This is a genomic window from Rhizobium sp. TH135, from assembly GCF_002855515.1.
Lineage (GTDB): Bacteria > Pseudomonadota > Alphaproteobacteria > Rhizobiales > Rhizobiaceae > Allorhizobium.
On the sequence record NZ_PKRP01000002.1, the window covers coordinates 169,645 to 184,460 of the forward strand.

At 59.0% G+C, this 14,816-nt stretch carries 4 protein-coding genes; all 4 read left to right on the top strand.

The window, feature by feature from the left end; translation table 11 throughout:
• Window positions 1–257 precede the first annotated feature (257 nt).
• The 4 genes from C0V73_RS05890 (at window position 258) to C0V73_RS05905 (ending at window position 14,814) form a co-directional block, all read left to right on the top strand.
• Window positions 258–9,458, top strand: coding sequence for a DUF5801 repeats-in-toxin domain-containing protein (locus tag C0V73_RS05890; RefSeq protein WP_102019082.1), 9,201 nt, complete (start codon window positions 258–260; stop codon window positions 9,456–9,458).
• A gap of 539 nt (window positions 9,459–9,997) precedes the next feature.
• On the top strand, window positions 9,998–11,350 hold the full coding sequence (locus C0V73_RS05895; protein WP_102019606.1) for a TolC family outer membrane protein: 1,353 nt from the start codon (window positions 9,998–10,000) through the stop codon (window positions 11,348–11,350).
• A gap of 21 nt (window positions 11,351–11,371) precedes the next feature.
• Window positions 11,372–13,525: a type I secretion system permease/ATPase gene (locus tag C0V73_RS05900; RefSeq protein WP_102019083.1), complete on the top strand. Its 2,154-nt coding sequence runs from the start codon at window positions 11,372–11,374 to the stop codon at window positions 13,523–13,525.
• Window positions 13,522–14,814 (top strand): HlyD family type I secretion periplasmic adaptor subunit, encoded by a 1,293-nt coding sequence (locus tag C0V73_RS05905; protein ID WP_102019084.1) that lies wholly within the window; start codon window positions 13,522–13,524, stop codon window positions 14,812–14,814. Before C0V73_RS05900 ends, C0V73_RS05905 begins: the two co-directional genes overlap by 4 nt.
• Window positions 14,815–14,816 lie beyond the last annotated feature (2 nt).

The following is a 14,816-nucleotide window of genomic DNA, read 5'->3' on the forward strand; positions in this document are numbered from 1 at the left end:
CGCCTTCAGATTGGCCGGCGACCGGCCCATACAGGCAATGAAGCGGGGTAGATCCAGGCGGCCGAATTGGCTGCAGTCCGATCGCTAAAATTTGAGTAAATTGCAGAAATAAAAGGGTTTTTCGGCCCGAAATTAACTTCTTTTTCAATAATGGTCGCTGCAAGCATAACCGGTTATATCTTCAGGGTTAAGAAACCGTTGCGCCCGCCCCGAGACCGCGATTTAACTGCGATCAACTTGTTAAGGGGTGAGTTACCATGTCCATCGAAGATCCGCGCCTGTCCAGCATCGACAATACTTCCGCAGCTGACGATTTCGACTCTGCGGTCGAACAGCATCTGGGTTACGCCAGCGAGACCGTAGGCGGCATCGAGGTCGCTCAGGCCGAAGCGCCTGACGCCACCCGCACCGACCGCCTGCCGGCGCAGACGCCTCCGGTTGAAGTTGCGGCGGCAACCATCCCGACCGAAGTCAAGCCGAACGAACAGAACGTCGTGACGCTGCCGGCCGGCATCGAACTCGACAACCTGGAATTCGAAGTCGACGGTGAGAACCTGGTTCTCGTCCTCGCCGACGGCACCGAGATCGTCGTTCTCGGCGGTGCAGCCAACATCCCGACCTTCGTGATCGGCGATGTCGAACTTCCGCAGGTGGCTCTCTTCGCAGCCCTGGAAGGCTCCAACATCAACGTCGCAGCCGGCCCGGACGGGACATTCTCCGCCCAGGGCACGCCGAGCGCCAGCCGCAACTTCAACGACGACCCGATCGACGCAGGCCCGGAAGATCTGGCGCTCGCCGATCTGCTCGGCGACACGAGCTTCGGCGACGAGCTGCGGACCGGCGTAGTCTTGGGCGCGGAAGGTGATACGGAGCCCACGTTCTTTGGTGCAGCCGCCGGTAGCGTCGACGAGGATTATCTGGAGGGTGGCAACATCAACGACGGGCAGACCGGTGGCGCATCCAGCTTCACTGGCTCGCTCGGCATCGATTGGGGTTCGGACGACGATAACGTCGCCGGTAATACGGGTCTCTCGAACCCCTTTGATCGTGGCGTTGCCTTCACGCAGGCAACACTGAATGCTCTGATTTCGGAGGGCTATACTTCGGATGGCATCGAGCTCCGATACGAGCTCTCTGCCGATGGCACGACCATTATCGCCTACAAGCTTGTTGCTAAGGGTGGCGAGGTTGAGGTCTCCGATGAGGCGCCTGGCGACTCGGCCGAGCAGCCGCTCGTCTTCCGAGAAGACGTATTTGAGGTTTCGGTTTCCGATGCCGCAAACGGATCGTACACGTTCACGCTGAAGGGCAATCTGGACCATCCGGATGGCTCGACTGAAGACGACATCACCATCGAGTTTCCGTTCACCGCGCAGGATAGCGATGGAGATCAGGCTTCGTCGAGCTTCACGGTGACGGTGAACGACGACAGCCCGGTTATCGATGTTCCGACCGATGAGGATGGTGAGCCGGTTTACGGTGTTGTCGAAGAAGAACAGCGGGATGTGGCCGGCAACGGCAACGAAGACACCACCGGCGAGTACGACGGCGACTATTACAATCGCGGTTCGAACGAGCAGCGTTCGTTCGGCGACGGTCCGGGCAAAGGCCGGTTCGTAGACGAGACCACAAACGTCGCCAGAGGATCGCTGGGCATCTCCTGGGGTGCGGATGACGGAGATCTTGATGACAAAGCCGACTTTGGGACTGTTGCTTCTCTGGGGAATCGCTCTGTCTCGTTTGTGATCCCTGAGTCCGAAGGCGAAGGTGACGGCGTTGAAGCCGCAGCAAGGTCAGTCTCGCCCGTGCTGACTTCAGGCGGCGTGCCACTCGTTTATGAGTACAGCGCGGATGGAAAGACCCTTACCGCCTACCGCTCCTATGGCGAAAGTGTTTCCGCAGGTGACACTGAAAACGTCAGCGCCAAGATGCTCGACAATTCGCCCGTGTTTCAGGTCGTCCTTGATGACAACGGCTCTGGTTCCTACACCTTCACCCTGCTGCGCCCCCTCGACCATGCAGATGGCGCCGGCGAGAATAGCCTGAAGCTCGACTTCCAGTTCACGGCAACAGATTCGGACGGTGACACAACCGGTCCCGCGACGATCTCTATCATCGTTGTCGATGATGTACCGGTTCTCAGCGGCTGCGACCTCGTCTTCACAATCGATGAAGACGACATCAAGACTGCCCTGTCGAACGGCACGAGCCCGAACGACACCGCGTTCTGGGATAACTCCTATACAGGTGACCCAAACCTCGGCAATGACAGCGGACCGGCTTACATCAAGGGCTCGCTGGAGAGCCTTGTGAAGCCCGGCGCCGACGGCCCGGTTTCCTTCTCCTTCATCAGTGGCTCTGAGGCAGTGTTGGCACTCCAGGCGCTTGCAGGGCTTGGCCTTTCCTCGCATGGCGACACGCTTCGTTATGAGATCAATGGCAACGTCCTGACGGCAATTGCCGGCGAAGACGCCCGTGACGTCTTCTCGCTCACACTAAACTCCAACGGTTCCTTCGAATTCGAGCTCCACGATCAGCTGGACCACGATGCGCCTGGCGACGACTTCCGCGAGCGTCCGACGAACTCCGACGAAAACTTCGACCTGCAGGATAAAATTGCAGGCGACGTCACCAACATTAACTTCGGCGCGCTGATCAAGGCGACCGATGGTGACGAAGACAGCATCTCTCTCGATGGTGCTTTCTCGATCAAGATCCGCGACGACGTTCCGGAAGTTGACGCTCGTACCGGCGGCAAGCTCCTCATCGTCGATGAAACGGTTGGCTCCGACGCCGGCGATGACGAGACGAGCGCTGATGCGGTCGTGGCGCTCTTCGGCCGCGTGGCCCTGCCAGGAAATGATACTGACATGACGCCTCAGTACGCCACGCAGCAGGGCATGGTCACGGCCGTCGTCAACGAAGGTGCTGACGACGATGCCACGGTGACGTGGGCGCTGAAGCTGTCCAACGGAAATGGTACCTATTCAGGTCTGCAGACGACGGACGGTCGCGACATCTACCTGTTCATCGAAGGCGGACTGGTCGTCGGCCGTTATGACAAGCCGAACGATGGCGATAATGACGTTCGCCAGCCAGGTCAGTGGGACCCGGATCCGGCTGCCTTTGCAATCCACATTGCAAACGACGGCACGCTGTCGATGGTCCAGTATGTCTCGATCAAGCATGATGATCAGAAGGATTCGGACGAAAGCAACGACGCGTCGGATGGCGACCGCCGCACAAACGAGGAGACCCTCGCGAACAAGATCTTGGCAGAAGTCACCGTCAAAGACTTCGATGGCGACAAGGCCACCGACACTGTCGAAATTGGCAGCCGTATCGTCTTCCAGGATGACGGTCCGCAGATCGACATCGTTGCCGCAAATGACGGCGACGTGGTTCTGACAACGCAGGACGGCGAAACAATTGGCATTAATGTCAAGGATACTGCCGTCAGCAGCGCAGCATTCGGCTCCGTTTTCTCGATCGCGTCACAATCCTTCGGCGCAGATGGCGCAGGCAGGGCTTCCGTCAGCTATGCCTTGAGCGTCACCAACACCGCCTCTGGCCTGAAGAGCGATGGCCGCGACATCACGCTTGAGATGTCGCAGGGCAAGGTTGTCGGCAAAACCTCAGCGGGCGTTGTGTTCTCGATCGAAGTCGACGGCTCTGGCAAGGTCACCCTGACACAGTTCATGGAGATCGATCACGGCCGCTCCGACACTTCCGGCTACGAAACCGATCTGACGTCTTTGGCAGATAACCTGGTCAAGCTGACAGCAACCGCAACGATCACCGATGCTGATGGCGACAAGCATGTCGACAGCGCCTGGATCGATCTTGGTGGCAACATCAAGTTTGCCGATCACGGCCCGACAGTTGCGACATCGGCCTCTCTCGTCCGTGTGGTCGTCGACGAAGACGGCCTCCTGACGGCAGCGTCGGACTCAGCCGCTGCGATTGCAAACGGCACTGCGGTCGTCGGAGACGGTCTTGCAAGCAAGCCCGTTACCGTCGCGTCCCTGATGTCACTCTTCAACTTCGGTGCTGACGGCGCTCATGCTACCGAAGCGATCTCTCTGAAGGCGGCAACCAATGAGCCGACCGGTCTGACCTCGCAGAGCAAGCCGATCCTGATTTCGGTGAGCAGCGATGGCAAGACGTTGACCGGCACGGCTGATGGCCGTGAAGTCTTCACCCTCAAGCTGAACGCGGAGGGCACCTCCTATACCTTCGAACTGAAGGACCAGATCGACCACCCGACGCTGAACAATGTCGCATCGGGTTCGGATGGCGCATTCAACGATGCCGAGAACCTGCTCAGCAGCGGTACGCCGTCTTCGCTTCTTGATCTCTCACAGTTCATCGTCGGCAAGGACGGCGACGGCGACACCGTGACGCTCACGGCTGGCAAGTTCGTGATTGATGTTCGCGACGACATCCCGACGGTGACGTCCTCCGTGGTTGAGGTGAAGATCGACACGCCGCAAATCGTGGCACCGGTCGAGGCAAAGGTCGCCAACTTCGTCCTCGTCCTGGATACCTCGGGCAGCGTCAACGTCCAGCAGTTCCAGATTCAGGTAAAGAACTTCCTGGAAAATCTGGCGGCAACCGGCGCTAAGGACGTACGTGTCCATATCGTCGAGTTCAGCGGAGATGCGGAGTCTGTAGGCACCTATGATCTCATCCGAAACGGCGTGAAGGATCAGTCTGCCCTCGATGACGCTCTGAGTGATATCGCAGGCCTCTCAAGTGGTGGGAGCACCAACTACGAAGCCGGAATGCGGGAAGCGCTCGATTGGATCGAAGGTATTCCTGCTCGAGTTCTTGAAGTCGACAACCGCACCGATGATTTCGATGCAAGCGTGGGCGGCTCCCGGGACGAAGCGTACATCCTTTTCAACGGTTCTACCCAGGTCGCAATGGTGTCCGGCTGGACGTCAAGCAATGAGCTTGGCGATGCCGAGGGAAGCCTAACCTATGGATGGGGCGTTGACGGCGAAAACCTGAGCGGAAGCGAGCGCCTGCGTTTCGATTTCGGCGCGTTCAACAACTATGATGGTGCCGGCGAGTATGCGAATCTCGGCAACTTCGACGGCGTCCCAGTCACCAGCGCACAGTTCAAGCTGGAGGATAAAGTTTGGAATGGATCGACCACGTTCAGCTACACGGTTCATTTCACAGATGGAACGTCGCCGGCGAATGGCAGCCAGACCGTAAATGGCATTGGCACTCTGACAATTACCGCGCCTGCCGGTAAGCAGATCGCCTACATCGAATTCGCGGCGAATACCGGTTTCGGCGATGTGGATCTGGAGAAGGTAACCACCGCTCCTGACGGCCCTCTGGCGAATGCCAATGTCAACGAACTCATCTTCCTTTCGGATGGTGAGCCGAATGAGAACGAGACCAACAATAGCAGCAGCGCCACCGAAGCGCTGGAGCAGATTAAGAACGAGATCGCGAAGATCGAGAGCGGGGCTAATGCGCCTGGCGATCAGGCCTTCACGATCCAGGCCTATGGCATCAAGCCAACCGGCAACAACCTGACGAACCTCGGGAAGGTCGAAGGTGATGGCGGGATTGCTGAAAACCTGACTCCTGGCAACACACTGAGCGGGGAATATGCCTCCACGTTCGCCGGTCTGGCCGGCACGCCCGGCTCGGCAGCACCGACCAGCGCGAACTTCAATCTGTCTCCTCTCGTCAGCGTTGGGGCAGATGAGGGTCTGACCTTCAGCATGAAGTCCAGCACCTCAGGCCTTCCGGTCCTCCAGTCTGGCGGTTTGACTCTGGTTTACACCGTTGCGAACAATATCCTGACCGCGACAGCGGGTGAAAACGGTCCGACGGTCTTCACGCTGTCCTTGGCGGCAAATGGTTCGGGCACCTTCACGCTCAACAAGCCGATCGATGGTCAGGGCGACCGCGATGTCGACTTCTCCTCGATGATCCAGGCGCAGGACTTTGACGGCGATGCCGTGTCGCTTGCCGCAGGCAAGTTCGTGGTGACGGTTGATGGTGCGCCATCTGGTGCGCCGCAGACCTTTGAAACCACGGAAGACAAGTTCGTCAGCGGGACCATTGCGGCGATTATCGGGGATGATGGAGTTGGCCAGAATGGCTTCTCCATCTCTAGCGGTCCGGCGAACGGCTCGTTGCTGCTGAACACCAAGACGGGCGAGTTCACCTATACCCCGAATAAGAACTGGAGCGGCACCGAGACCTTCTCTGTGACGGTCACGGATGACGACGGTGACGTGTCCGCTCCGATCGTCGTGACGGTGATTGTGGCGGCAGTTGCGGATGCTCCGTCGCTGACGGTGTCTTCGGCGATTGCAGATGAAGACACGGGGATTTTCTTGTCTGTCTCTTCCAGCCTGACGGATACGGACGGCTCCGAGACCCTGAAGCTTGAGATCTCTGACATCCCGGTTGGCGCCAAGCTGACGGGTGCCTCTGGTCAGACCTTCACGGCGACGGCTGGTTCGACGACGGCAAACATCACCGGTTGGGATCTGTCGAAGCTGAAGATCACGCCTCCGGCGAACTCGGATGCCGACTTCACGCTGAAGGTTCGTGCGACCTCCACGGAAGCTGTCGGTGGCGACACGGAAGTTGTGACGAAGGATCTTGCAGTGTCGGTCACCGCCGTTGCGGATGCTCCGTCGCTGACGGTGTCTTCGGCGATTGCAGATGAAGACACGGGGATTTTCTTGTCTGTCTCTTCCAGCCTGACGGATACGGACGGCTCCGAGACGCTGAAGCTTGAGATCTCGGATATCCCGGCTGGAGCGGTTCTGACCGACGGAACCAGGACGTTCACCGCGACGGGTAGCAGCTCTGTTGCCAACATCACGGGCTGGACGCTGTCGCAGCTGAAGATCACGCCTCCGGCGAACTCGGATGCCGACTTCACGCTGAAGGTTCGTGCGACCTCCACGGAAGCTGTCGGTGGCGACACGGAAGTTGTGACGAAGGATCTTGCAGTGTCGGTCACCGCGGTTGCGGATGCTCCGTCGCTGACGGTGTCACCGGCGATTGCAGATGAAGACACGGGGATTTTCTTGTCTGTCTCTTCCAGCCTGACGGATACGGACGGCTCCGAGACGCTGAAGCTTGAGATCTCGGATATCCCGGCTGGAGCGGTTCTGACCGACGGAACCAGGACGTTCACCGCGACGGGTAGCAGCTCTGTTGCCAACATCACGGGCTGGACGCTGTCGCAGCTGAAGATCACGCCTCCGGCGAATTCGGATGCTGACTTCACACTGAAGGTTCGTGCGACGTCGACGGAAGCAAACGGTGGCGACACGGAAGTTGTGACTAAGGATCTTGCAGTGTCGGTCACCGCGGTTGCGGATGCTCCGTCGCTGACGGTGTCACCGGCGATTGCAGATGAAGACACGGGGATTTTCTTGTCTGTCTCTTCCAGCCTGACGGATACGGACGGCTCCGAGACGCTGAAGCTTGAGATCTCGGATATCCCGGCTGGAGCGGTTCTGACCGACGGAACCAGGACGTTCACCGCGACGGGTAGCAGCTCTGTTGCCAACATCACGGGCTGGACGCTGTCGCAGCTGAAGATCACGCCTCCGGCGAACTCGGATGCCGACTTCACACTGAAGGTTCATGCGACCTCGAAGGAAACAAACGGTGGCGACACGGAAGTTGTGACGAAGGATCTTGCAGTTTCGGTCACCGCCGTTGCGGATGCTCCGTCGCTGACGGTCTCTTCTGCGAGTGGAAATGAAGACACTGCGATTTCCTTGTCTGTCTCTTCCAGCCTGACGGATACGGACGGCTCCGAGACCCTGAAGCTTGAGATCTCGGATATCCCGGCTGGAGCGGTTCTAACCGACGGAACCAGGACGTTCACCGCAACGGGTAGCAGCTCGGTTGCCAACATCACGGGCTGGACGCTGTCGCAGCTGAAGATCACGCCTCCGGCGAACTCGGATGACGACTTCACGCTGAAGGTTCGTGCGACGTCGAAGGAAATAAACGGTGGCGACACGGAAGTTGTCTCGAAGGATCTCGCGGTTTCGGTCGCCGCCGTTGCGGATTCTATTACCATCGCGAGCAAGACAACTGTAGACATGAATGCCTATAGCAAGGTCATCTACACGAATGCCAACCACAATTCAGAAAACGATACATCGGCAACCATAAACAACTTTGATGTGAGTGTGCACAGAATTGCCATTACGGCAGGTCAGCCTGCTGTTCCGGTAACTGGTGGTAATTTTGTCACGGCTTCATCTTTGATAGATGTGACTGCTGCGGGTTCTGTTATCGAGATAATGACTGGCACTAATGCGTCTGCGAATGATGGTCACAACGCATCAATCGAGCAAAGGATATTTCAGACAATCGATGATATTCCTCAGGGCTTCTATACCGTCATCGTATATAGCTCGAATACTTCGAACGCTGATGCGTACTTGTTTACCATGAAGGTCGACTCGACGCAGTCCGGATACGCGACACTAAACACAGATGAGTTCTCAATTGAGCATGTAATGACGATTAAGGGTGTTGGGTATGGCAACCTGAAGCCCGAGAACTTTGTGGGCGTGAACGACCCGATCATCCTCGACCTCGACAAGAATGGCTTCGCCTTCTCGTCGATCGACAACGGTGTGACCTTCGACATCGATGCCGATGGCAACGCCGACCAGATCGCCTGGACCAGTGACGATGGCATCCTGGCCTATGACGTTGACGGCAATGGCCTGATCGACAACGGCTCGGAGATCTTCACGCCGGACTTCAATGGCGGCAAGTTTGCCAGCGGCGTGGCGGCTCTTGCTTCGCTGGACAGCAACAAGGACGGCAAGATCGACGCAAGCGACGATGCCTTCTCCAAGCTGCAGGTCTGGGTAGATGCCGACAATGACGGCATCAGCGACGAGGGCGAGCTTTCGAGCCTCTCTGCCAATGGTGTTGCCAGCATCTCGCTGACGACCGACCAGACGGGCGGCGAGGAAGATGGTCAGACGGTCTTCGCCGAGGGTGAATTCACCTTCGCCGACGGCTCGACCGGCAACTTCCTCGAAGTCGGCTTCGACACGATCTTCGGATCGGAAAACGATGGCCTGACGCTGCATGGCGGCATGGGCGAGGTGGTGATGACCGGCAGTGCCGGCGCCGACACCTTCGTCTTTGACGGTACCGCTCTCGATGAGCTCGACGTTGCCGATGTCATCACCGACTTCAGCACGGAAGAAGGCGATGTACTCGACGTGACGGCCCTGCTCGACAGCCTGCTCGGTGAGCAGCCTGACGCAACCGTGGAAACGCATCTGCGCGCCACGGTCGATGAGGGCAACACCACCGTCAGCGTCCAGACCGGTCAGGACACCTGGAAGGATGTCGTCGTGCTGCAGAACCACGACACGGCCATCAAGGTCCTCTTCGACGACAAGCATGCGGTGGTCACACCGCACGACTGATGGTTCGAAGAATATCGCGAGTGAAAAGGGCGCCGCTTCGGCGCCCTTTTTGTTTTCCTAGCGAACAAAGACATCTTTTACTGCCTTCCGACTCGGAAAGACTCGCGCCGAACGAGAACGATGCTGGCGTCTTGGCCCAGAAAGCGTGCAGCCTCTGTTGCGTCTGGGAGACAGTTCCGCCGGAACTTTAACGTTACGGCAAGGAAGTGTGGGAACATTCTCAAAGGGTTAATTGTGAAAGCGAGCAAAACAATTCGGAAAACGAGTTGTTTCAACGAGATTGCAAGCGCTTGGGTAGTGACCTTCGGGTAAAAAAATCCGGCTTTTGTTCCTCGGCGCAATTTTGTTTCAACAGATCAAAATTGGGTGCATCTTTTGGACAGGTCGATTGGACTTCCCAGCAGTCATCGCCCCGGTATATATGTTGGCCCACGGAAGATTTGGGTAGGGGCACTCAGTTGTTGACCAAAAAGACATTATTCGCAGCCTTGTATACCTCGGCAGCCTTTGCCATTGCGTCTGTGACGCCCGCGAGCGCGATGTCGCTGCAGGAAGCGATCCAGAAGGCTCTCACCACCAACCCGCAGATTTCGCAGGCGGTCGAGAACCGCGAGGCGGTCGAGTTCGAGCTGCGCCAGGCGCGCGGTCTCTATCTCCCCTCCGTCGATCTCGAGGCAAGCGTGGGAAAGCGCCGTCTGTCGAACGACAGCACGGGATCGGCAACCCAGGACTACGAGACTTTTAACAATTCCGAAGTCGGCCTGACGATCACGCAGCGTCTGCTCGATGGCGGTGGCCGCCGTGCCCAGCTCGATCAGCAGGCCTCCCGCGTTGATGGCGCCTCCTTCCGCGTTCTCGAGCGTTCGGAAACGGTCGCTCTCCAGGTCGTCCAGGACTATCTCGAATACATCCTGCAGACCAAGATCGTCGGCGTCGCCAAGCAGAATGTCGACTTCCACAATGGCATTCTCGGCGATATCAACCAGGGTATCTCCGGTGGCGCGCTGACTGAAGTCGACGCGCTGCAGGGCCGTGAGCGCCTCGAGGCTGCCCGCGCCCGTCTGCGCGAAGCACAGGAAGAACTGGAACTGACGAAGATCCGTTTCCTCAAGACCGTTGGCGAGCCGATCGCCAATGCCAAGGTTCCGGGCTCCGTTGGCAAGTTCATTCCGCGTTCGCTGCAGGATGCGATTGCGACCGCCAAGGCCAACAATCCGCGCATCTATTCGGCCCGCGCCGATATCGATGCGGCTGATGCAGCTGTGCGTGCCGCGCGCTCGAACTACGCCCCGACCGTCGACCTCGAAGGCCGCGCCAGCGTCGGCAATGATGTCGGCAGCAGCCAGGGCAACACCAACGACGTCCAGGTTCGTCTGGTCGCCCGCTGGAACCTCTATCGTGGCGGCATCGATCAGGCCCGCGAGCAGGAGCAGATCCGCCGCGCCAGCGAACAGCGTTATGCATCCGACCAGGTTCATCGCGAACTTGAGGAATCGGTTCGTTCGGCCTGGAACGAGCGCAGCAGCCGTGGCGAACTGTCTCAGATCCTGAATTCGCAGTCGTCGCAGAACGCCCAGCTCGTCTCGTCCTATAGCGAGCAGTTCAAGATCGGCCAGCGCTCGCTGCTCGACGTGCTCGATGCACAGAACACGCGCTTCAACACCAGCATCGTTGCCGAGACCGCCCGTGTGGCCGCGCTCTTCGCCGAGTACAAGATCCTGGCAGCCTCTGGCTCGCTGTTGAAGACGATGAACGTTAAGGCGGTTGGCCAGGCTGAAGGCTACGCCCGCAACGAGTTTTCCGTAAAGACGACCCCGAATGGGGCTTATGTCGAGCGGGATCCGCGGCAAAAGGCAGGAATTCCGATGGACCTCCTGGCGCCGCTCCAGTAAACGCCCATCCGATAGGATGACATGTTAAATTCGTTAATCGAACCGGCGGGCCCTCGTGCCCGCCTGAGCTTTCGTGCATCCTTCAAGGCTGTCGCCACATTTTACGGTCGGCCCAGCTCGGATACCGTCTTGTTCTCCGGATTGCCGGATGAAATCGTCGAGTCGTTGCAGCTCGACGACGTAGAGCATGTTGCCGAGCGCATCGGCCTGCAGGTCATGAACGTCGCTGAACGCGCCATTCGCGAAAACGACTTCGACTGTCCCGCGATCGTGGTCCTCAAGGATGGCGGCACGTTGCCGCTGCTCGAAGTCAGCGATGACGGGATCTACACGCTCGATATTCGCGAAGGAACGGCCGCTGCCCGCCTGACCCATCAGGAACTTCTGGCACTTGCGCCCGTGTCGGCCTTCGCCTTCACGCTTTTCTATCGCAACGATGGCGAAGAGGCGGTGATTGGTGCCGCCGACCAGATCGAGAAGCGCCACTGGCTGGTGCGCGCGCTGATGCCCTATTGGCGCACCTATCTGCGCGTCATCATCGCGGCGCTGTTCATCAACCTGATTGCGCTCGGCTCGCCGCTCTTCACGATGAACGTTTATGACCGCGTGCTGCCCAACAAGGCGATCCCGACACTCTGGGTGCTCGCTGTCGGAATCTTGCTCGCTTACCTCTTCGACTATCTGCTGAAAGAAGCGCGGGCAGCCCTGATCGATCATGCGGGGCGCAATGCCGATTTGCGCCTGTCACAGATGATCTTCGACAAGGTGCTCAATACAACGCTCGCATCGCGGCCGATGTCGACGGGTGAATACGCCAACCGGGTGATGCAATACGAGTTCGTGCGTGAATTCTTCACGTCGAACACGATCGGCCTGATGATCGATACGGCCTTCGTCTTCATCTTCCTCATTGTCATCTATCTGATCTCCGGCTGGCTCGCGATCATCCCCGCGGTAGCGCTGATCCTGTCTGTCGCCATTGGCTTCCGTGCCCAGGCCCAGATTGGCCACCGCATGGCAGCAGCCTCCAATGAGGCCTCCAAGCGCCAGTCTCTCTTGGTGGAAACCATTTCCACCATCGAGACGCTGAAGAGCCTGCGCGCCGAAGCGACGATGCTGCGCCGCTGGCAGGAACTGATGAAGCATTCCAGCCGCACCAGCGAAGAGATCAAGCATATCTCCACCAACGCGATCAACCTGACGGCGCTGATCCAGCAGATCGTCGGCGTGCTCATCGTGATCGCCGGGACCTATGAGTTCTCCGAAGGCCGCCTCGCCATGGGCGCGATCGTCGCAACCGTCATGCTGGCCAGCCGCGCTGGTGCGCCGCTTGGGCAGATCGCCATGACGCTCGCGCGCTTCCGCCAGGCAACGCTGTCGCTGCGCATCCTCGATCAGGTCATGGAGCAGCCGGAAGATCGGCCCTCGACCGTCGGTTTTGTCAACCGCGAGATCAAGCATGGTGGCTTCAGCTTCCAGGATGTGACCTTCCAGTATCCGGGATCCGACAATCCGGTGATCAACAAGCTGTCGATTTCGGTCGCTCCCGGTGAAAAGGTCGGCATTATCGGCCGTATCGGGTCGGGCAAAACGACGCTCGGCCGCCTGCTCGATGGCCTCTTCGTGCCGACAGAGGGCCGAGTGCTGATCGATGGCGTCGATATTCGCCAGTATCACATGTCGGAGGTTCGCTCGGCCGTCGCTGTCGCCGGCCAGTCCTCGGATCTCTTCTCCGGCACCGTCAAGGAAAACCTCCTGATCGGCCGCGCCGATGCAACCGATGAAGAGCTGCTCGAAGTTTCGCGCATGACCGGGGTCGAGGAGTTTGTCTCCCGTCATCCGCGCGGCTTTGACATGCCGGTCGGCGAGCGCGGGTCGAACCTCTCCAGTGGCCAGAAGCAGGCCATGACGATTGCCCGTCTGCTGCTCACCAAGCCGAAGATCGTATTCCTGGACGAGCCCTCGGGCGCCATGGACCTGGGAAGCGAGCGCCATCTCATCAATCGCCTGAGCACTGCCTTCGACAAGGATACGACCCTGCTGATCGCAACCCATCGCTTCACCATGCTTGACCTCGTCGACCGCCTGATCGTGCTCGACAAGGGCCGCATCGTGGCTGATGGGCCGAAGAAGCAGGTGATCGAAGCGATGCAGAAGAAGGGGATTAAGCCATGAGCCGCCCTGTTGCAGATACCCCGCCATTCATGGCCCGCATGATCGTCGGTCTGGTCGCGGCCTTGATCGTGATCTTCCTCGCCTGGGCTGCCATCGCAGAGATTGATGAGATTGCTCGCGGGGAGGGGAAGGTCATCCCCGTTTCGAAGACCCAGATCATCCAGTCTTCCGAAGCCGGTGTCGTGGAAACCATCTCCGTGCAGGTCGGTCAGGTCGTTCGAAAGGGCGAACTCATCGTCCAGCTCAACAACACCACGACGGAATCCTCGCTCGGCGAATCCGTCGCCAAGGCCCGGGCCCTGGGCGCGAAGATCGCCCGCCTGGCCCTGGAAGAGGTGGGTGCCTATGACACCGCCTTCATCTGCCCCGACGAAGTCAAATCAGTCGCAAGCAAGGTTTGCGAAAACGAAGAACGACTGTTTGCTGCCAACAAGGCGGCCTATCTCAACAAGGCCGGCGTGTTGGGCGAGCGCGTGCGCCAGCGCGAGAACGAATTGAGCGAGGCGCAGGCCAATATCGTCCGCCTCGAGCAGAACATCGCGCAGGCAACCCGCCAGTACGATCTCATGAGCCCTCTCGCAAAGAGAGGCCTCGTGGCCCAGACGGAGCTGATTACCCTGGAGCGTGAACTGACCGACCAGCGCGGCCAGATTACGGTCTATCAGGAAAGCCTCGAGCGTTTGCGCGGGGCGGTCGAAGAAGCGCGCCTCCAGGTGGAGGAACTGGCCTTGCAGCTGCGCCAGCAGGCCTTGACTGAGAAGGCCCAGACGCTGGCCGAGCTTTCGGTGATCGACGAGACCATTCGTGGCGCGACCGATCGCGTCAGCCGGACTGATATTCGCTCACCCGTGGACGGCATCGTTAATACGCTGGAAGTGAATACGATCGGCGCCTATGTCGATCCGGGCACTGTGGTGGCCGGTATCGTCCCGACGGCAGACACGCTGTTGATCGAGGCCAAGATTTCGCCGCGCGACGTCGCCTTCATCACCCGGGGACAAAAGGCGATCGTCAAGGTCACGGCTTATGACTTCTCGATCTTCGGCGGGTTGGAAGGCGAGGTCACCAATGTGTCGGCCGACAGCATCGTCGACAAGGAGAAGGGGGAAACCTTCTACCTGGTGCACGTCAAGACCGACCAGTCGGAGCTGATGCGCGACGGCAAGTCCTATCCGATCATTCCCGGCATGGTCGCCTCCGCTGAGATCATGACCGGTCGCAAGACGATCCTCAGCTATCTGATGAAGCCGATCAACAAGGCGCAGTCCGTCGCCCTTACTGAACGGTGAAA

What these genes read in the sequence shown, in the direction of transcription:
- C0V73_RS05890 (WP_102019082.1), top strand. Translation starts at nt 258, where the DNA reads ATGTCCATCGAAGATCCGCGCCTGTCCAGCATCGACAATACTTCCGCA.
- C0V73_RS05895 (WP_102019606.1), top strand. Translation starts at nt 9,998, where the DNA reads ATGTCGCTGCAGGAAGCGATCCAGAAGGCTCTCACCACCAACCCGCAG.
- C0V73_RS05900 (WP_102019083.1), top strand. Translation starts at nt 11,372, where the DNA reads ATGTTAAATTCGTTAATCGAACCGGCGGGCCCTCGTGCCCGCCTGAGC.
- C0V73_RS05905 (WP_102019084.1), top strand. Translation starts at nt 13,522, where the DNA reads ATGAGCCGCCCTGTTGCAGATACCCCGCCATTCATGGCCCGCATGATC.